Source organism: Priestia abyssalis, from assembly GCF_002019595.1.
GTDB lineage: Bacteria > Bacillota > Bacilli > Bacillales > Bacillaceae_H > Bacillus_BA > Bacillus_BA abyssalis.
This window is the reverse complement of the sequence record NZ_KV917369.1, coordinates 4,983,557-5,004,797: the sequence shown is the minus strand read 5'-3', so window position 1 is coordinate 5,004,797 and position 21,241 is coordinate 4,983,557. Positions and strand designations below refer to the sequence as shown.

Below are 21,241 nucleotides of genomic sequence, written 5' to 3'. Positions count from 1 at the left end.
TGATAAAATAACAAACCACCAGCATTAGCTGGTGGTTTTATGGTTTTATGGTTTTACTTTCCATATATCGTGCTAAAATATACGTATATGAATACAGTTTTGAACTTTTCCTTTTATTGAGGATGTTAACATCCAAAAACTTAAACGCAGGATCAAGTTGACGTTAAAAGCTTAAGATAGAATGATAAAAACATATGCAATAAAGAAATGAGTGATTAAGATTGGGTTGGTTTCGTAAGGTAATGGACTATGTTCTTGGTTATGAAGTGGAAGAAATTGTTGAAAAAGACGGAAGAAAGATATCAAAGAAAAAAATCATTGACAGACCGGAGAAAGAATTGGAGAAAGAATTAAAGAAGAAAAAGCAGAGCCCTTCAGTGCAGCAATCTTCTTTTCATGAAGCGAAAGAGAGGAGAGAAGTCGAAGCGCGAGTTTCTTATCAGTATCCCCAAGGTAAATTTCGATTTCCCCTTATTTCCGATGAGGAATTGATGGAAGAGCGCCGTCCGAGAAGAACAGAGAGACCGGCATACATAGAGCAAGACGAACCGCCAAGAGTGGCGTTACGACATGAATATGTAAAAGAAGAGAAGCAAAATCACTATCGCCATCGAAGCGTGCAAGAAGAAAAACAGATTCCTTCCTTGCAGCGGAGTATACAAGGAGAAAGACATGCTTCTTCTTCACCAAGGGACATTCGCGAACAAAAGCAGGCTTATTATCCGCCAAAAATTTCACAGAAAAGTGAAAGAGAGGAACATACAAGAACGCGCCCGTTCCGTCCTACCGAAGTACCTTCTCCTGTTTACGGATTTAGACAACGTACTGCTTTTAATTCTGAAGAGCGGTATAACGAGCCGATCGAGTTTGAGCTGCCTTCTTCATCCAATTTATTTAATGGCTTCCAAAACGGTTCGCAAATGTCATCATTTAGTCGAGAGGCCGCAGCTACCAAAGAAGCTGCGGATAAATATGAGAAAATCATGTCTCCACTGAGGCCAAAATCACCTTCTATGCAACCCGCGTATGAAGAGCGTTTTGCAGAGGTTGAATTAATAAGTAATAAAGAGCAGCCCAATAAGAGAGAAAAATATATAGAACCGGAGCAATGGGTGAAATCGGACAAGTCGGCTAACACCACTCCGATTATGGGAGAGAGAAGTGAAACAGAGTTTATCCCTGTAACAGAAGAAGCGCCGCAAGTGGAAGCGAGTGCGGCGGCAGAGGGGAAACGAGAGTCCTTCATCCCTGTAACAGAAGAAGCGCCGCAAGTGGAAGCGAGTGAGGCGGCAGAGGAGAAACGAGAGTCCTTCATCCCTGTAACAGAAGAAGCGCCGCGGGTGGAAACGAGTGCGGTGGCAGAGGAGAAACGAGAGTCCTTCATCCCTGTAACAGAAGAAGCGCCGCGGGTGGAAACGAGTGAGGCGGCAGAGGAGAAACGAGAGTCCTTCATCCCTGTAACAGAAGAAGCGCCGCAAGTGGAAGCGAGTGCGGCGGCGGCAGAGGAGAAACGAGAGTCCTTCATCCCTGTAACAGAAGAAGCGCCGCAAGTGGAAGCGAGTGAGGCGGCAGCAGAGGAGAAACGAGAGTCCTTCATCCCTGTAACAGAAGAAGCGCCGCGAGTGGAAACGAGTGAGGCGGCAGCAGAGGAGAAACGAGAGTCTTTCATCCCTGTAACAGAAGAAGCGCCGCGGGTGGGAACGGAACGACAAACAGAAGCAAAACCGTTTATTAAGCCCCTAGAACAACAAAATTCCGGTGAAATCATGGCATCTTCTGAAAGAAGGGAAGACGAACTCTCTCAGTCTCCATCATTAACGCATTCTGCCGCCTCTTCACAGGTGGGACAACAAGAACGTCCGCGCCGTTCCACTGTTCCATTCAACGTCATGATGTTAAAAAAGGATCGTCAGCGATTGGCAGAAAAGACATTATCGCAGCGATCTTCACAAGACGTAGTGAACACTGCTGTCAACAAAGACGTTTTAAAAGGCGGAGTCGGGGGGAGAGACGTCCAATCTGCTACCTCTTTTTCAAATCAAGATCGCGCAGAGACGGTAAAAGAAGCGGTTCCTTTACAACAATCAGTTCCATCATCGCCTCTTTTAGTAGAGCGAAAAGAGGGAGTTTATGAGTTTCCGTCTATGAACCTCTTAAATGTTCCCAAGCAAGAAAAAGAAGACGACTTCCAATGGTTGGAAGAACAGAGAGATTTGCTCGATATGACATTAAAAAACTTCAACGTACGAGCTAAGGTAGTCAATGTAACGCAAGGGCCTACGGTTACAAGATTTGAAGTTCATCCGGAGCCTGGGGTGAAAGTTAATAAAATCACGAATTTAACCGATGATATTAAATTAAGTTTGGCGGCAAGAGACATCCGGATTGAAGCGCCGATTCCCGGGAAAAATACAATTGGTATTGAAGTGCCGAACCGTGAGAGTAAGGCAGTACTTCTTCAGGAAATCTTGAACACGCCTGCTTTTCAAGAACATTCATCCCCGTTGGCTGTCGCTCTGGGGTTGGATATTTCAGGCACACCGATTGTAACGGACTTGAAGAAAATGCCGCATGGATTAATAGCGGGAGCGACAGGGTCAGGGAAAAGTGTATGTATTAATACGATTATTGTAAGCTTGCTATATAAAGCGTCCCCGCATCAAGTAAAGCTCATGCTTATCGATCCCAAAATGGTGGAGCTGGCTCCATATAACGGTATCCCCCATCTTGTCAGTCCGGTCATTACAGACGCCAAAGCTGCAACAGCTGCTTTGAAATGGGCAGTAGAAGAGATGGAACGCCGTTATGAGTTGTTTGCTCATACGGGAGTCAGAGACATTACAAAGTACAATGAAAAGGTGGTGCAGCATCAAGAAAAGAGCGGAGAGCTTCCTTATTTGGTTATTATCATTGATGAATTAGCCGATTTGATGATGGTATCACCTGGCGAGGTTGAAGAAGCAATTTGTCGTATTGCCCAAAAGGCGAGAGCGTGCGGCATTCACTTATTGCTTGCGACACAGCGCCCATCGGTTGACGTCATTACTGGTTTAATTAAAGCGAATGTTCCGACGCGCGTCGCGTTTTCTGTTTCTTCCCAAGTCGACTCACGAACAATTATTGATACGGCTGGGGCAGAGAAATTATTAGGCCGAGGAGATATGCTGCTTCTTGAAAACGGTTCGTCAAAGAGTGTTCGTGTTCAAGGGAATTTCGTTTCTGATGAAGAAATTGATGCGGTGGTAGGCCATGTAAAGGGGCAAATGAAGCCGAATTATTTATTTGAACAAAACGATTTAATCCAGCGGCAGCAACAGTTTTCTTCCGAAGAAGATGAATTATTTTATGAAGCATGTGAGTTCGTGTTAAGTCAAGGCGGCGCTTCGACTTCCAGCGTGCAGCGCCATTTCCGAATTGGATATAATCGCGCGGCGAGATTGATTGATATGATGGAAGGACAAGGGATTATTTCAGAAGCGAGAGGAAGTAAGCCAAGAGACGTGTTAATTACGGAAGACGAATTGATAGAACTGCAAAATGTCGGCTCGTCGTTCTGATGTCCTTCAGTTGGTTCGTCATTTCCTGAACTGTAAGAGCAAAGTTAATTAATAGTGACAGCTGTGTAAAAGCTGCAACGAAAATGAAGATTATTTTTCGTTGCGGCTTTTTTTAGAATAGTTTTCAAAGAAATTTATGACCTCTTATATAGACGTCCGTTCTTTAGGGAAAAGGGGGGAGGGAAGGTCTTCCCTCCTCCTTTCTCCTAAAAAGAGGTTTGTCATCCATCTTAAAATGATTTACTATATGTAAAGATAATGTAAAAAATTTTAGTCTCGTAAATAAGGGGTTTCAGCAATGAAAGAAATTGAACTCAAGTTACAAGGTAAAATAAAGCGTTTGACGAATCGCACTTTTAAATTTGATGAGCGGGTAAAAGATGGTTGGTTTTCAGCCGTTTATTTTTTAAAGACGAGAGAAATTGTAAAAGATTTTATGTCGGATAATATGGTCACTATGCAGTTTTTTCAAAAGGAGCATGCAGTTCTTTGCGGTACGGATGAAGTTATAGCTCTTATTAAAACATTTGCTGACGAGCCGGAGAAGCTGGAAATCCATTCTCTAAAAGACGGAGATAAGATAAAACCGTTTGAAACGGTATTGACGATTAAAGGGCCTTATCAAAGCTTTGGCTATTTGGAAGGCGTTATTGACGGAATTTTGGCAAGAAGAACATCTGTAGCCACAAATGTTTACAATGTGGTCAAAGCCGCAGGAAAGAAACCGGTGATTTTTATGGGAGATCGTGATGATCATTTTACCCAACAGGCCGGCGACGGGTATGCTGCCTATATTGGCGGTTCGACAGGACAGGCCACTCATGCGATGAATGAGTGGTGGGGAAAAGCAGGCATGGGAACGATGCCTCATGCACTTATTCAATTATTTAACGGAGATATTGTTGCGGCAACAAGGGCTTATCATGCAAAATTTCCAGACGATGAGTTAATGGTACTGGTCGATTATAACAATGATGTCATTACAGATGCTCTAAAGGTAGCACATGAATTCGGTGATAAATTAAAAGCCGTTCGTATTGATACATCGCGCACGATGATCGACCAATATTTTGTAAGAAATCCTGAAGTACTTGGAACATTCGATCCTCGCGGTGTAAATACTCAGCTGGTTTTTGCCTTAAGAGAAGCGTTGGATCAAGAAGGGTTTGAACATGTGAAGATTGTCGTTACCGGCGGTTTTAACGAGAAACGCATTCAAGAATTCGAAGCTGAACATGCACCTGTCGATATTTATGGGGTGGGCAGCAGTTTGTTGAAAATTCATATCGGTTTTACAGGAGATAATGTATTGCTGAATGGAGAACATCAGGCGAAAGCGGGCAGAAAATACCGTCCGAACTCCCGCCTGGAAAAAGTAGAAATTTAACATAACTAAACAAAGGACAATGAATCAATTGAGGGATTTGCATAACTTCCATTGCCCTTTTGTATGGATACATGGGACGAACTTTTTTCAAGCTGATGCAATAAGGAAAGACCGGGTAGGAGAAGCTATATCATAAAGGAAACTTCATTCAGTGATGAATGTTACTGCCGGTGAATAAGAGATGAAAGCATATGGCTGACTTTAAATTCCATGGTGTAATCGTTTAAAGAGTGATATAATGAAAAAATGTTATGCTCAGACATTATCTAAAAAAGCAACTTACATAAGAGTGGGTTTGTAAGAAATGAGCAATTCTAGATAACCGTCATATACTGTCTTACAGATAGACGAATGTTGGAGGTTCTTTATATGACAGTTTACCATTTTGTTGGGATTAAGGGGACGGGAATGAGCTCCCTTGCGCAAATCCTGCATGATATGAACTACCATGTCCAAGGTTCAGACATTGAGAAAACGATTTTTACTCAAAAATCGTTAGAAGAACGTGGAATTCGCATTTTACCTTTTGATAAAGAAAATATTCAGCAAGGGATGACCGTAATTGCTGGAAATGCTTTTCCAGATACGCATGAAGAAATTCAGGCAGCATTGGAACAGGATGTTCCGGTTATTCGGTATCATCGCTTCCTTGGACAATTTATGGAACGCTTTACAAGTATCGCCGTAACTGGAGCGCATGGGAAAACGTCCACAACGGGCATGCTTTCACATGTGATACAGGGAGCAAAGCCGACTTCTTATTTGATTGGAGACGGCACAGGAAAAGGTGTAGAAGACAGTAAATATTTCGTGTTTGAAGCATGTGAATATCGCCGTCACTTTTTATCCTACACACCTGATTATGCGATCATGACGAATGTTGATTTCGATCATCCGGATTATTTCGCTAATATCGATGATGTATTTAGTGCGTTTCAAGAAATGGCTCTTCAAGTAAAGAAAGGAATCATTGCTTGCGGAGATGATGAGCACTTACAAAAGATCCAGGCGAAAGTGCCGGTTCTTTACTACGGCTTTAATGAAGAGAACGATTTTCAAGCAAGAAATATCGTGAAAAGCACAACAGGTACGACATTTGATGTATTTGTACGCAATACATTTTTCGCATCTTTCGAAATTCCTGGATACGGCGACCATAACATTTTAAATGCGCTATCCGTCATTGCTTTATGCCATTATGAAGAAATTGATGTCCATGTTATTCAAGCGCGTTTGAAAACGTATCAAGGTGTTAAACGACGCTTTAGTGAAAAGACCGTAGGAGATCAAGTCTTAATTGACGATTATGCGCACCATCCTACCGAAATCAAAGCAACGATTTCTGCAGCGAGACAAAAATATCCTGAACGTGAAATTGTGGCGATTTTTCAACCGCATACGTTTACGAGAACACAAACCTTTTTGGAAGATTTCGCGGAAAGTTTACGTGAATCAGACAAAGTTTACTTGTGTGACATTTTCGGATCAGCACGTGAAAACCACGGTAAATTATCCATTGATGATTTAATCGGAAAAATTGATGGTTCACAGTTAATCACGGAAGAAACCACTGAAGTATTAAAAGATCATAAAGGTGCCGTTTTAGTATTCATGGGTGCGGGCGATATTCAGAAGTTTGAAGAATTGTATCAAAGTACGCTTGCTTAAAGAAGAGTGGGGGCGACTGTTCAATCTTGAGAGACATTGGAGCTTCTGACTGAGAAACCGCTTTTTGGTTTCGTAGGCAGGAGTGAAATGGCCGAGAGATTAGGAGCCGCAGCTGGACAATAAGAAGAGCGGGGCGACTGCTTCATTTTGAGGAGCATCTCCTAATTTTTATACGTTCTTACCATTGAAAAAATGCTCCTCCCATAAACGGGAGGAGCATTTTTTCTAATAAGATAGCCTGTTTAGTCAGCATTGCTGATTAAAGGTTTATTTCAAATTTTCAGGATTGAGGGCTTCGAGCTCTGGGATGATAAAACGTCCATCCTTGCGAATGAGTATATCATCAAAATAAATTTCCCCGCCTCCATACTCAGGACGCTGAATCATTACCATGTCCCAATGGATATTAGAATGATTTCCGTTATAAGCATCTTCGTAACATTCGCCTGGGGTGAAATGGAAGCTGCCATCGATTTTTTCATCAAATAAAATATCTTGCATCGGATGCTGGATAAAAGGGTTTACACCAATGGCGAATTCTCCAATGTAGCGGGCCCCTTCATCCGTATCGAAAATCTTATTGATTCGTTCTGTGTCATTAGCGGTTGCTTCTATAATCTTTCCATTTTTAAAGGTTAAACGTACGTTTTCAAATGTAAAACCATGATAAGGTGAAGCGGTATTATATGTAATCGTCCCGTTAACCGAATTCTTTACTGGTGCCGTGTACACTTCCCCGTCCGGGATATTCATTTGTCCAGAGCATTTCACGGCAGGAATGTCCTTGATGGAGAATGTTAAATCTGTATCTTTTCCCGTTAAGCGAACTTTGTCCGTTTTGTTCATTAATTCAACCAATGCATTCATCGCTTTGTCCATTTTACCGTAATCCAAGTTGCATACATCGAAGTAGAAGTCTTCAAACGCTTCTGTGCTCATTTTTGCTAATTGTGCCATTGAATTGCTTGGATAACGAAGAACGACCCATTTCGTTTTAGGAACACGGATTTCACGATGAACTTTTTTCCCTATGGTATTGCCGTGAATTTTCATTTTGGTATCTGGTACGTCAGAATGCTCAAATATGTTGTCGCCTGAACGAAGGCCGATATAGGCGTCCATTTGACTCATGACATTTGCTTCGAAGTCTGCCATCATGTTGAACTGTTCTTCTTGTGCCCCCATCAACAAAGCACGGTCGACTGAATGATCTTTTAATAAGACGAATGGATAGCCGCCGGCTGCATATGCCTCTTTGACAAGGGCGTTTACGAGTTCACGTTGTAAGCCGAAATTTTCAATCAGAACCTTTTCGCCCTTTTGCAGCCGAATCGAATAGTTAATCAGATTTTTTGCCAATTTTTCAATGCGGGAATCTTTCATGTTTTTACCTCCTAATTATTAATTATGAGCAAGCTTTGCCCCTTTATTGTAACCCATTCTTTCTTTTTTGTATTAAGTAAGGGAAACGAGCCTTGAGAATTCAGGAAATTAAATGGCATGGTCTCAGTGAGCCTCTCGGATGCCATACGATTTCCTTTAGCAGGACAGGAATTCTATATGGGTATTGTGTTTACACTTGACTGTTGGAAATTTCCATACCAAAATGAAAGAAAAAAGGATTTTCGTTATAGCTTGCCGAAAAGAAGTTAATAACATTACTAGGAGCAATTCGGCACAATAGCAACATGTGTTTCATTTTAAAGGAAAACGGGTATCTTTTTGTAACGACAATCAGGAGGTTTCAGTATGATTATCATTCTTTACATAAGTGCAGCAGTTATCGCAATTGCTTTTTTCTATCTCGTTATTTCTATTTCTAATACACTTCGCTCTGTTCAGCGCACATTAAATTCTGTGGCGGGAACACTTGAAGGTGTTGAAAAACAAATGATAGGCATCACAACAGAAACGACAGCATTATTGCATAAAACAAATTTACTGGCTGATGATATTCAAAAAAAAGCAGAATCGTTGAATACGGTAGTAGATTCTGTCAAAGTTGTTGGTCATTCTATTCAAGGGTTAAACAACTCCATTCAAACTGTTTCCAAAACGGTTTCCGACCAAGTGGAGTCCAATAAAGAAACAGTTGCCCAAGTTGTTCAATGGAGCAATGTCGCTCTGGATATTTGGGACCGTATTAAGGTAAGGAAGCAACAAAACGTCAAAGAAAAGGAGTCGATTCAATCAAAAGAACGAACGAATCGTTCCAGGATGTACGTTTAACAATAAGGAAAGAGGGGATTGTTCATGAATAAAGAGGGATTAAGCAGTAAAGACTTTTTATTAGGAACGGTAATTGGCGGCTTAGTGGGAGCGGCTACCGCTTTATTATTAGCACCCAAATCGGGAAGAGAACTGCGCTCAGATATTAATGACCAAGCGACATATGTTCGTTTGAAAACGGAACAAATGAAGCAATCGGCATTGGAGAAGGGGCAAGATTTGGCTGTGACCGCAAAAGATAAAACAGTCCAGCTCTCTGATACTATTTCGCTGCATTCTACGCAACTGGTAAACAAAATGAAAAAAACAGGCGAAGAAGCGGGGGAAGAAATACCAGAAGCGAGCTTGCAAGTGCTGGAGGACGAAGTCGAAAATCAACCATCTTCTTCTGATAAAGAAGATATACAACAAAAGTTGGATGAAGCAAAAAAAGCTTTTGATGAAGTAGAATATAACATGAAGCCGTAAGTGCTGTTCTTGGGCCTCGTATCCATTAGTAGATATGAGGCCTTTGAATTTGTGGGAAGAAGGATAAAGATGATATGATAGCTACAATATTATTTATTCGCAAGGAGCGATCCAGATGGAAAAAATCATGACGGTTGAACAATTTGACAAAATACTGCAAGAGAAAAATCATTTTCTATTTTTAAAGCATAGTATTACGTGTCCAATCAGTAAAGCAGGATATGACGAATTTGCTAAGTTTGCCGGCGAGCATCCAGACATCGATTCGTATTTTTTACACGTTCAAGAAGCAAGAGCTCTTTCCAATTACATTGCAGAGAGGTTTGATATCAAACATGAATCGCCGCAAGCTTTTATTATAAAAAATCAAGAAGTAGTATGGAATGCATCCCATTGGAACATTACATCAAAAGCGATGAATGAGCATAGTTAAATTTAGGGTTATATTAAAATTTTTGTTTTGATTTTAAGTGTTTTTGAGAACGAATAGCGGCCATATTTAAAGAGAATTAGTGGCAAAAAAGTTTAACCATCTGAAATGGATTACGTTAAAGCGTGACAATCAGATGGAAGTCGGGTATAATATGTCCTAATCGTTGTATGGAACGAATATATCCATACTATTCGTGGGTCGTAGATAAAGGAAACTTCCATCAGTGGGGGGCTTACTGACCATTAATGCGGGACAAAAAATATTTTCTCATTGAGAACTTATGTAGGAAAGTCTTCTGCAAAGATGTAGAGGACTTTTCTCGTTGGTGTCCAGGTGCACGAGCCAGCTCCTACGGCAATTTCGCTTCTTCCTGCAGAACCAAAAAGCGGCTCTTTCTCAGAAGCTCTAATTCCCTATGATGCTAAGCGGGCTCGTTCTGCTTTTCTCGGAGATTTGAATTATGTAAAATGCTTGTAAAGTAATTGCGGTCTGTATAGAGAGTATCGTATAGTAATAACATGACATCAGATATTTTATACATAATTACAATAGGCAATTTAAGGACAAACTAATATAAAAATGTGTTGGATATAAGGAGTGTTGTTTTGTGAATGTAACAATATATGATGTGGCAAGAGAAGCAAATGTGTCGATGGCGACGGTTTCTCGCGTGGTTAATGGCAATCCGAATGTGAAGCCTTCCACAAGAAAAAAAGTATTGGAAACGATTGAACGTTTAGGTTATCGTCCAAATGCAGTAGCACGCGGTTTGGCAAGCAAAAAGACGACAACCGTAGGAGTTATCATACCAGATATTTCCAGTATTTTCCACGCAGAACTTGCTCGCGGAATTGAAGATATTGCGACGATGTATAAATACAATATTATTTTAAGTAACTCCGATCAAAATAAAGATAAAGAACTTCACTTATTAAATACGATGCTTGGAAAACAAGTGGATGGTATCGTGTTCATGAGCGGGAACGTAACTGAAGAGCATGTAGAGGAATTGAAAAAATCCCCTGTTCCTATTGTATTAGCGGCATCCATCGAATCTTCAGGACAGATTCCCTCTGTCAATATTGACTATGGACAAGCAGCGTATGATGCAGTGCAGCATTTAATTGAAAAGGGACATCGTAATATCGGTTTTGTAACAGGACCGATGGAAGAGCCTATCAATCAGGAAAAACATATGCATGGATATCGAAAAGCGTTGGCTGAGGCGGATATTGAGTATAATGAAGAGTATGTAGTGATCGGAGATTACACATATGATTCAGGAATTGAAGCGATTGACAAGCTTCTTGAGGAAAGCGAGAAACCGACTGCGGTGTTTGTTGGAACAGATGAAATGGCGCTTGGTGTAATTCATGGCGCTCAAGATAAAGGATATCATGTCCCGAATGATATCGAAATTATCGGTTTTGATAATACAAAATTGGCGACAATGGTCCGCCCGCAATTATCCACCGTCGTTCAGCCGATGTATGATATTGGAGCAGTGGCTATGCGTTTATTAACTAAGTATATGAATAAAGAAGAAGTGGATAGCCATATTGTTCAGCTGCCGCATCGAATTGAATTTAGAAACTCAACCAAATAAATCGACATCAATATAAATGGACATGGGCAAAGAACGCCCATGTCCATTTATATTGATGCCTAAACGGCTGGTAAACTCCCTTGCGGGTTCTTGCCAGCCGCTTAGCGAGAACCTTTGTGGACTTATTTGGGTTAGAAGAACAGAAAGCCGTAAACGGGATAAAGAACAAATTGAACTGGTCTAAAATAAAGAGTGGATTTAGAATACATGGTCTCATGTCTTTCCAATCCACTTTAGCCTACAACCTTTTTTTAATCTGCTGACTTAATGGATACAATAGTTTTTGAACGGTTTGTGCATTTTTTTCTGTAATTTCAGGTTTACGGGGAATTGGCTCATATAAATTATCACCATCGTCCCAATGAGTACTGAGGGGAACAGGAGATAATGTTTTCCATTTTTCAAGCCAGGTGGAAGGAAGCGGTCCCTGTATGTCTTGCTGGCCCGTCATTTCCAACCATATAAAAGCCCATGCTCTTGGTACAACTCTCCATATGTCGTACCCTCCTCCCCCTACAGCGATCCAACGTCCGTTACAGTATTGATGAGCCAACTCGTGAGCAATTTTAGGAATATGACGGTAAATTTTTGTCGTTGCATAAAGGTGAGTGAGTGGATCATAGTAATGAGAATCGGCTCCATTTTGAGTTAAGATAACATCTGGTCGGAAAAACTCAGTGACCGCTCTTAAGGAAGTGGTATAAGCATCAATCCATGATTCATCTTCTGTAAAGGCATCTAAAGGAACATTAAAGGAGTAACCATATCCTTTGCCATGTCCTCTTTCATTGATGTTACCTGTTCCAGGGAATAAATAACGACCGGTTTCGTGAATAGAGAAAGTACAAACTTGGTCATCGTCGTAAAATGTCCACTGTACCCCATCCCCATGATGGGCGTCTGTATCTACATACAGTACTCTCGCTCCATATTTCTTTTGAATATATTTAATGGCGACCGAGCTGTCATTGTATATGCAAAAACCTGAAGCTTTTCCCCGAAATCCATGATGCAGCCCTCCTCCTAAACTCAAGGCATGCCGGGCTTTTCCGTTCATAACATAATCGACCGCTGTCAAGGTTCCTCCGACGAGGCAACTGCTTGCTTCATGCATATTGGGAAAGATGGGAGTATCCTCGGTACCCAGTCCGTAGTCATTGGCAGTATCGAGTGGAAGTTTCCCTTCGCTTGCTAACTTTACCGCTTGAATATAGTTTGGATCATGAACGAGTTCGAGTTCTTCTTGCAGCGCCATACGAGGAGGCGCAATGGATTGATCGGATAGTGCGTGTGCTTCACGCAGTAGTTCGTATGTCAATTTAACCCGTAATTGATTGAAAGGATGATTATTACTAAATTTATAGTTTAGAAATGAATCCGAGTAAATGAAAACGGCTTCTTTTGTCATGTGGTAATCCCCGGAAGATTTGGCCAAAGGACTGTATAGCCGTGTTGTTGTAATTTAGTAATAATGGTTGTCGGGTTTAAGGTTTGAATACGAAAAACGATAATCTTATGCTCTTCATCTTTATCAGGATAGACGAGTACGCTTAAAATATTGACTTTTGACTTTTGGAAAACAGATGTCACTTCGCTTAAAACGCCAGCTTTATTTTCTACTTTAACTTCAATTTGGGAACCTGGCTGATGCACGCCTGTCAGCTGAATTAGCGTATGGAGGATATCCTTTTCAGTAACGATTCCAACAATGTTACTACCTTGTGTAATCGGAAGGCAGCCAATACGGTGTTCATAAAAAATCGCAGCTATTTCTTCAACGAAATCAAGTGGATGGGCAGTGATTACATTGGATTTCATAATTTGTTTCAGCGGCTTTTCCAGGTCCTCCAAGTGGGAATTGCGGTGAAAAATAGACGGGCTTGCATCGCGAACGTCTCTGTCAGAGATGATACCTACAAGTTGTAATTCGTCATTAACAATTGGAATATGACGAATATTGAAGCGGTGCAACACTTCCATTGCTTTAGCAATGGGGTCATTTTGATTTAATGTGATAACGTCTGTTGTCATCATTTCTTCCACAATCATCTTAAACGACTCCCTTATTCGTAAAATGATAATATAACGAGGCCGAATCAATTAGAGGTTGTTCAAAAAGTCCGGGAAAAATGACCGTCGAATTTCGGCGTCAGCTTGTCTCTCCGCTACTCACGTATTAACAGCATACGCTCCGTTGCTCGAGACGGCGCTTCCTTGAACTTCTCGGTCCTTTTTGTCCTCCTTTTTGAACACACACTATCAATACATAAAGCGATTTTGAAAACGAAGCTGATCAAACTGCTGAATGGAATCTGTGTCTACCCTTTTCCCAATTCGCACCATTAAACAATTAGCAGGGTGCGAACATATTTCGGGGTCATCAGTAGCAAACCATATAAGCCCGCCTGCATGCATCATTTTCTCCATGATTTTGCGGTATTCCCAAACATTCAATCCCGTTCCTTTTAAATCCCAGTGCCAATAATATTCAGTCGTAATGATAATGTAGTCTTCCATGGCATCATCCATCATGGACACTTCCAATAAGTTTTTTCCTATGGAAAAACTCCGGAAAGGAGGGGCTACTTCTATGGCACCTAATTCGATTAAGTTATCCATATTTCCTTCTGACCATCGTTCTAGAGGGTCAGGATGGAGGTAGGTCGTATAACCTATAATCATGTCATCATGACGGGCGATAATAATACGTCCTTCCGGCAAAGCGGCTATTTCCATTAAAGCTTTTTTTTGCTGAGGGGGAGGACGAAATGCCACAAGTTGTTCATGAAATTCTAATTCTTCTATTCTATTTGAAGAGACGGGTCCTTCAATGATAATGGTCCCTATGGAGGTTTTCATCTCTTTTGCATGATAAGTTTTTATGTGATTCAATTCATTCACCATCCCGGTTAGTCAAACATCATCTCAATTTGTATTATACATAAAATGACGGAAAATAAATTGTTTTCAAAAAAATAATATCCCATAAAGGAAATTTGTGTGAAGAAGAGAATAATTTTATCTAAAGGTAAATTAATAGAAAAGTGTTTTAAAAGAATATTTTTAAAATTGTGAAAAAATACATTTTATATTATAATATATTTTGTAAAAAATATACATAAGCAAGGGGGAGTTTGGGATGAAACTGGAAGCGCTTGCTGTAACAAAAGGGGAATACAACTTAGAGGATTACACAAAGACATATCAATCATTTAATTGGGAAGAAGTTGAAAGCCAGTTTTCATGGTCTGAAACTGGAAAGGTTAATTTAGCTTATGAGGCCATTGACCGGCATGCGGAGTCCTACCGGAAGAATAAAGTAGCACTCTATTATCGAGATGCCAACCGGGATGAAAAGTACACGTATAGGGAAATGAAAGAGCTTTCCAACAAAGCAGCCAATGTTTTAAAACAAGCAGATGTAGAAAAAGGAGATCGGGTATTTATCTTTATGCCTCGTTCACCGGAGTTGTATTTTACGGTATTGGGTGCGATTAAATTAGGTGCCATCGTCGGTCCTCTATTTGAGGCCTTTATGGAAGGCGCGGTAAAAGACCGTCTTGAAGATAGTGCGGCTAAAGTGCTTGTCACGACGCCGGAATTGCTTCAACGCGTTCCTGTAGATGAATTGCCGGCTTTGCAGCACATTTTATTAGTCGGTGATAATATTGTAGAAGAAGGATTATACCTTGATTTTAAAAAGCGCTTATATGAAGCGGGAAAAGATTTACAAATTGAATGGGTTGATCGTGAAGATGGGCTCATTCTCCACTATACATCTGGCTCAACGGGAAAACCAAAAGGAGTTCTCCATGTTCATAATGCCATGATTCAGCATTATCAAACGGCTAAATGGGTTCTTGATTTAAAAGATGACGATATTTACTGGTGTACAGCAGATCCAGGTTGGGTAACAGGTACGGCTTATGGTATCTTTGGCCCTTGGTTAGTTGGTGCATCGAATGTGATTGTCGGTGGACGCTTCAGCCCTGAAGCTTGGTATCAAGCTTTGGAAGACTATGGAGTAAGCGTATGGTACAGTGCACCGACAGCATTCCGCATGTTAATGGGTGCGGGTGATGAAGTGGTGAAAAAATATGATTTAAGTGCTCTTCGTCACGTGTTGAGCGTAGGTGAGCCATTGAACCCTGAAGTGGTACGCTGGGGTATGAAAGTCTTCAACAAGCGTATTCATGATACATGGTGGATGACGGAAACCGGCGGGCAATTAATTTGTAATTACCCTTGTATGGAAATTAAGCCTGGTTCCATGGGGAAACCGATTCCGGGTGTACAAGCTGCCATTGTAGATGATCAGGGCAATGAGCTGCCTCCTTACCGTATGGGCAACCTTGCGATTAAAAAAGGATGGCCGTCCATGATGCGTACAATCTGGAACAATGAAGAGAAATATCAATCTTATTTCTTGCCTGGTGACTGGTATGTGTCAGGGGATTCGGCCTATATGGATGAAGAAGGCTATTTCTGGTTCCAGGGCCGCATTGATGATGTGATTATGACGGCTGGTGAGCGTGTAGGACCATTTGAAGTAGAAAGCAAGCTTGTTGAGCATCCAGCCGTAGCAGAAGCGGGTGTTATTGGCAAGCCGGATCCTGTCCGCGGTGAAATCATTAAAGCGTTCGTTGCGCTTCGTGATGGTTATTCTCCGTCTGATGAGTTAATTGAAGAAATTCGTCAGTTTGTAAAAAAAGGTTTAGCGGCACATGCAGCACCAAGAGAAATTGAATTCCGCGATAAGTTGCCAAAAACGCGAAGTGGAAAAATTATGCGCCGTGTATTAAAAGCGTGGGAGCTTAACTTGCCGACAGGCGATCTGTCAACAATGGAAGACTAAAAATTTAATTCGAGCGGATATGGCCAGCTGGAATTAAATTTAAGAAATCACCGTTTCTCAAAATGAGTGGAAAACCGCTAATTTGGGAGGATCGGTGATTTCTTTGTGGGATAAAGAGTTTTTATAAAGAATTACCTATTGAGTTATGGATGAGGTCTCCATACTAATACTTGAATTTGAATAAAAAATGTTTCATAATATACACTGTATGGATTATTTTTCATAGGCCATAATGAATAGTAAATAATATAAGAGCGTTGATCGGAACAAGTAGTCGTTATTTCCCTGTTTTTAGAGAGCTGGTGGATGGTGTAAACCAGTACATAAATAATTGATGAATTACATCCGAGAGCATCTTTTGTGAACGATTGGCACAGCTGACTCAGTAGCAAAAGACGGTTTGACCGTTATGTCTTTTTGAGCGGGAGTTTCTAATGAAACTCCAACTAGGGTGGTACCGCGATACTCATCGTCCCTTGTTTTAGGGGCGATTTTTTTATTTTACTGAAAAAGGAGTGGGTCTCATGGATATTTTAAAAGACTTGCAATTTAGAGGACTAATCAATCAGCAAACAGATGAAGAGGGATTAAGAGAACTGTTAGGGAAGGAAAGCGTTAAGTTATATTGTGGATTTGATCCAACAGCCGATAGCTTGCATATAGGCCATATGCTTCCTGTTCTAATTTTGCGCCGCTTTCAACAAGCAGGCCATCAGCCAATCGCTCTTGTTGGCGGGGGGACAGGACTAATCGGTGATCCGAGCGGGAAGAAAGCGGAGCGCACGTTAAATGAGAAAGAAACAGTTGCGTTCTTTAGCCAGCGCATTAAAGATCAGCTTTCTCGTTTCTTGGATTTTGATCGTGAAGGAAACCCTGCAACAATTGCAAACAATTATGACTGGATCGGTTCATTGGATGTCATTACATTTTTACGTGATATTGGAAAGAACTTTGGCATTAACTATATGCTGGCAAAAGACTCTGTCCAGTCTCGTATTGAAACCGGCATTTCTTTTACTGAATTTAGCTACATGATTTTACAATCGTACGACTTCTTGAAATTATATCAAAATTATGGCTGTAAGCTTCAAATAGGTGGAAGTGACCAATGGGGGAATATTACAGCCGGAATGGAATTAATACGTAAAACAGAAGAAGATGCGAAAGCATTTGGATTAACTGTACCGCTTGTTACAAAAGCTGATGGAACGAAATTCGGTAAAACGGAAGGCGGCGCGATCTGGCTTGATCCGGAAAAAACATCACCATACGAGTTTTATCAGTTCTGGATTAATACGGATGACCGTGATGTGGTGAAATACTTAAAATACTTTACTTTCTTGTCTCATGAAGAAATCATCGAATTGGAGAATCAAACAACGGAAGCACCAGAGAAACGCGCGGCGCAAAAGGCATTGGCTGCTGAAATGACAAAGCTTGTGCATGGAGAAGACTCTTTAAATCAAGCAATCAAAATTTCTGAAGCGCTTTTCAGCGGAAGTATTGCTGAATTGACAGCAGAAGAAATCAAGCAAGGATTTAAAGATGTTCCTTCCTACGAGCATACAGGAGAAGAAATTGGATTAATTGATCTTCTTGTAAACAGCAAAATTTCGCCATCAAAGCGCCAGGCCCGTGAGGATATTTCAAGTGGAGCGATTTATATCAATGGGGAACGCGTTCAAGAATTAGATAAAATCCTTGGAGCAGAAGACCGCATTGAAGGGCAATTCACAGTTATTCGACGCGGCAAGAAAAAATACTATTTAATCAAATACTAAAGAACATGCTTTCACGGCGTAGGCCGCGAAAGCATGTTCTTAAAAAGGACCTTTCATATTAATTTGTTTTATCACGAATTTGGGTGGAAAGGTCCTTTTCTATATTTTAGTTCTTTGTTATCAACTGTTTCCGTCATATGAAAAACATTCTAGCTTACAGAAAAACTTCGTCCGTAATAAAAAAGAATCCCTGCTCCAAAGAGCAGGGATTCTTTTTTATTAACGAGAGTAGAACTCTACGATTAATGCTTCGTTGATCTCAGCAGCTAATTCAGAACGTTCAGGTAAACGAGTGAATGTAGCTTCTAATTTCTCAGCATCAAATGTTAAATAGTCAGGTACGAAGTTGTTTACTTCAATTGCCTCTTTGATAGAAGTGATGTTGCGAGATTTTTCGCGAACAGAAATCACTTGACCTGGTTTTACGCGGTAAGATGCGATATCTACGCGTTTACCATCAACTAGAATATGACCGTGGTTTACTAATTGGCGAGCTCCACGACGAGTGCGAGCAAGACCCATACGGTATACTAAGTTATCAAGGCGAGCTTCTAAAAGAATCATGAAGTTTTCACCGTGCTTACCAGACATTTTACCAGCAGCAGCAAAAATTGTACGGAATTGACGCTCATTCACACCATACATATGGCGTAATTTTTGCTTCTCTTGTAATTGTAAACCGTACTCAGATAATTTTTTGCGTTGACCAGGACCGTGTGGACCTGGAGCGTAAGGGCGTTTTTCTAATTCCTTACCTGTACCACTTAATGAAATGCCAAGACGACGAGATAATTTCCAACTTGGACCAGTATAACGAGCCATGATGACTCCTCCTTATGTTTTTATTTCGCATGAAACAAAAACAGACACATTCTTACGGTATGCTCATTTTATTTTCATGTATCCTCGCTCTAGCAGCAGAGAGTTACACGATACACCTCTCATTGAGAGGAATAAAATGATTACATAAAGAAGATTGTATAAGCTGCATATTTCACACAAAGAACATTATATGATTTATCAATAGGTATGTCAAGATGAGTTCTATAGTTGCAGAATTTTGTTGGAATATGATTTTAATAATTTTTTAATGGGAAAATAGCGGATTATTCATATATAATAGTAATATTAGACAAGTAAGTACGGTTATTATATATCGCGGGTGATTATATGATTAGTGCAGAAAAACATCAGTTACAACAGATTAAAACTGAATTTTTCAACCTTTTAACAAGTAATGATACAGATTTTCCTTCAAAAAAAATTGTTTACGAAATGGTTCACGCCATTTACGGTATTTGTGATGTAAAGGAAACGGCGTTTATCCTGAAAGACTCCAATCGTGAACAGGCAAAAATAATAGCTTCTTGTTGCGCAGAAGAGGAGATGCCGACAGAGCCTTCCCATATTTTAAGTCTCGTCGCTCTCTTTGAAGAAATCATGTTTTCTATACATAAAAACGTACAGCAGTATGAGGATAGTTTCTTAATCCCTTTGATTATTCATAGGAAGACGAAGGGATATTTATATATAAAGACAAATAAAGCAGACGTAAGAACAGCGGATTTCTTTTCGCTTTTAGGCGATGAATGTGTACGTTTGTTAAACTTCGTTTACAACTATGAACAAACGTTCATCCAAGAAAAAAGGTATGAACAGTTGTATCGCGTTACGACTAAATTTCATTCATCCATGGATATGAACGATGTGCTCGTGGAAGTTATTCAGACATTGAAAGAAGTATATCCTACATTTGACTATTACTTATTGTTGTCACACGATTATGGAAGTCATGAACATTTACCGATCAAGTACCTTCAATACGACGGAGATAATGTTAGCATGAAAGCGATGGAATCATATGTGACAGGTACAGTTCAAACAGAAAAGAAGTCGGATGAACGCCGGTTTGTTTTATATGCGCCTTTGAATGGAAAACAAGGAATATATGGTATTTTACAGGTGATTGCCCCTGATACGGCAGTGCTTCCAGAAGAGGAGGTTAAGTTTATTTCGCTATTAGCCAACACGGCAGGCAGCGCCTTGGAAAATGCTCAATTGTATCATCAATCAAGAAAGTTGATTGAAGACTTAAAGCTCATTAATGAAACATCACACCGCTTGAATTCCAGTTTACGTTTAGCAGATACAATCAGTTTTATGTCCAAACAAATCTGTAAATCTTTTAGAGCCCGTGAAGTCGGATTTGTTCTGTTTACCGATGAAATGAACTTTAAGACATTTACCGGCAGCACTGCATTCTTTTTTACTGCCGCAGTGCAAAAGTATATAGCGTTTGTTTATGAGAAAATGGTGAAAGAAAAAGATTCACTCTTTATTAACGAGGCTTCCGCGTACTTGGATGAAGCACTTTCTCAATTTCGGTCTATCATGGCAGTTCCGATGATGCAAGGTGGAGAAGTCAAAGGGGCAACCATTGTCCTCCATGAAGAACCGTACTTTTTTTCTTTTGATAATTTTAAGTTGCTGCAATCACTCATTCATCACTCTACACTAGCATTTACAAATTCCATGCTGCGCGAAGAATTGGAGAAGCTTGTTGTCACTGATTATTTAACGAAGTTATATTCACGCAATTATTTGGATGAACAAATTCGAGAATCGATGGATAAAGATGGGTTTGGTACATTTCTTTTAATTGATATTGATAATTTTAAAAAGGTCAATGATACATATGGCCATCAAGTGGGTGACCAAATCATTATCCAGATTGCCCATATCATCAAAAAACATATTCGCGAGAACGACATTGGGGCAAGATGGGGAGGAGAAGAGCTGGCCGTTTATTTACCTTCAGTTCCATTGAAAATCGGTGTCCAAATTGCAAAGCGGCTAGTTCAAAAAGTCGAAGATTATACAAATCCAAAAACGACTATTTCATGTGGTGTATCTTTTTGGACAAGGGATGTCGATGACTCTGTCCAAAGATTATTCAATCGGGCGGATGAGGCTTTGTATAAAGCGAAACATTCCGGGAAAAATCAGGTTGTCGTCCAAGATGAAAACGTATTTGAATCCACATAAAGGAAACTTCCATCGGTAGGGGGCCTTCATCCCCCGCCGATAGTTAGTTAGGCCCGCACGATGCGGGTCACACAGACGTTGTCGCAGGACGCGGCGGCGTCTGTGTTCCTTTATTCGGGCTTTTACGGGCAGTTATCCTTCGTGATTACATCAAGTTTTGAAGTAGGGACCTTACTGCCCGTTACTAATGAGGGATAAAAAATGGACATGGG

15 protein-coding genes and 1 other annotated feature are annotated in these 21,241 nt (G+C 40.5%); of the genes, 10 read left to right on the top strand and 5 right to left on the bottom strand.

Features of this window, described 5'->3' with window-relative positions; translation table 11 throughout:
* Positions 1-221 precede the first annotated feature (221 nt).
* The 3 genes from BK575_RS23915 to murC all read left to right on the top strand — a co-directional run bounded on the left by BK575_RS23915 (position 222) and on the right by murC (position 6,612).
* Positions 222-3,557 (top strand): DNA translocase FtsK, encoded by a 3,336-nt coding sequence (locus tag BK575_RS23915; protein ID WP_078414067.1) that lies wholly within the window; start codon positions 222-224, stop codon positions 3,555-3,557.
* Between the two features lie 298 nt (positions 3,558-3,855).
* Entirely contained in the window at positions 3,856-4,944 is a 1,089-nt protein-coding gene (locus BK575_RS23910) for a nicotinate phosphoribosyltransferase (protein WP_078414066.1), read from the top strand.
* A gap of 369 nt (positions 4,945-5,313) precedes the next feature.
* Entirely contained in the window at positions 5,314-6,612 is a 1,299-nt protein-coding gene (gene murC, locus BK575_RS23905; protein ID WP_078414065.1) for a UDP-N-acetylmuramate--L-alanine ligase, read from the top strand.
* 267 nt (positions 6,613-6,879) lie between these two features.
* Here murC and BK575_RS23900 read toward each other — a convergent pair whose 3' ends face one another.
* Positions 6,880-7,995, bottom strand: a complete 1,116-nt coding sequence (locus BK575_RS23900; RefSeq protein ID WP_078414064.1) for an aminopeptidase — start codon at positions 7,993-7,995, stop codon at positions 6,880-6,882.
* Between the two features lie 366 nt (positions 7,996-8,361).
* Here BK575_RS23900 and BK575_RS23895 point away from each other — a divergent pair, with 366 nt between their 5' ends.
* The 4 genes from BK575_RS23895 to ccpA all read left to right on the top strand — a co-directional run bounded on the left by BK575_RS23895 (position 8,362) and on the right by ccpA (position 11,348).
* Positions 8,362-8,841: a DUF948 domain-containing protein gene (locus tag BK575_RS23895; RefSeq protein ID WP_078414063.1), complete on the top strand. Its 480-nt coding sequence runs from the start codon at positions 8,362-8,364 to the stop codon at positions 8,839-8,841.
* 24 nt (positions 8,842-8,865) lie between these two features.
* Positions 8,866-9,309, top strand: coding sequence for a YtxH domain-containing protein (locus tag BK575_RS23890; RefSeq protein ID WP_078414062.1), 444 nt, complete (start codon positions 8,866-8,868; stop codon positions 9,307-9,309).
* A 115-nt stretch (positions 9,310-9,424) separates the two neighbouring features.
* Positions 9,425-9,742, top strand: coding sequence for a bacillithiol system redox-active protein YtxJ (ytxJ, locus tag BK575_RS23885; RefSeq protein WP_078414061.1), 318 nt, complete (start codon positions 9,425-9,427; stop codon positions 9,740-9,742).
* Positions 9,743-10,349: 607 nt separating this feature from the next.
* Positions 10,350-11,348, top strand: a complete 999-nt coding sequence (gene ccpA / locus BK575_RS23880; RefSeq protein WP_078414060.1) for a catabolite control protein A — start codon at positions 10,350-10,352, stop codon at positions 11,346-11,348.
* Between the two features lie 238 nt (positions 11,349-11,586).
* Here ccpA and BK575_RS23875 read toward each other — a convergent pair whose 3' ends face one another.
* From BK575_RS23875 to BK575_RS23865, 3 genes are all read right to left on the bottom strand, one after another.
* Entirely contained in the window at positions 11,587-12,756 is a 1,170-nt protein-coding gene (locus tag BK575_RS23875; RefSeq protein ID WP_078414059.1) for an acetoin utilization protein AcuC, read from the bottom strand.
* Positions 12,753-13,397 carry an acetoin utilization AcuB family protein gene (locus BK575_RS23870; RefSeq protein ID WP_078414058.1) on the bottom strand — a complete coding sequence of 215 codons (645 nt, stop codon included), beginning with the start codon at positions 13,395-13,397 and terminating at the stop codon, positions 12,753-12,755. Before BK575_RS23870 ends, BK575_RS23875 begins: the two co-directional genes overlap by 4 nt.
* Before the next feature lie 210 nt (positions 13,398-13,607).
* The gene (locus BK575_RS23865; RefSeq protein ID WP_078414057.1) at positions 13,608-14,240 is read right to left on the bottom strand and encodes a GNAT family N-acetyltransferase; all 633 of its coding nucleotides are present in this window, start codon (positions 14,238-14,240) and stop codon (positions 13,608-13,610) included.
* Between the two features lie 247 nt (positions 14,241-14,487).
* Between BK575_RS23865 and acsA the strand changes: the two genes are divergently transcribed.
* The gene (gene acsA / locus BK575_RS23860; RefSeq protein WP_078414056.1) at positions 14,488-16,203 is read left to right on the top strand and encodes an acetate--CoA ligase; all 1,716 of its coding nucleotides are present in this window, start codon (positions 14,488-14,490) and stop codon (positions 16,201-16,203) included.
* 248 nt (positions 16,204-16,451) lie between these two features.
* Positions 16,452-16,683 (top strand) — a binding site (T-box leader).
* A gap of 44 nt (positions 16,684-16,727) precedes the next feature.
* Complete coding sequence (gene tyrS / locus BK575_RS23855) at positions 16,728-17,984, top strand: tyrosine--tRNA ligase (protein ID WP_078414055.1); 1,257 nt, start codon at positions 16,728-16,730, stop codon at positions 17,982-17,984.
* A 219-nt stretch (positions 17,985-18,203) separates the two neighbouring features.
* On the opposite strand, the gene rpsD is transcribed toward tyrS, so the two are convergent.
* Complete coding sequence (gene rpsD, locus BK575_RS23850; protein ID WP_078414054.1) at positions 18,204-18,806, bottom strand: 30S ribosomal protein S4; 603 nt, start codon at positions 18,804-18,806, stop codon at positions 18,204-18,206.
* Between the two features lie 348 nt (positions 18,807-19,154).
* Here rpsD and BK575_RS23845 point away from each other — a divergent pair, with 348 nt between their 5' ends.
* Positions 19,155-21,029 carry a sensor domain-containing diguanylate cyclase gene (locus BK575_RS23845; RefSeq protein WP_078414053.1) on the top strand — a complete coding sequence of 625 codons (1,875 nt, stop codon included), beginning with the start codon at positions 19,155-19,157 and terminating at the stop codon, positions 21,027-21,029.
* Positions 21,030-21,241 lie beyond the last annotated feature (212 nt).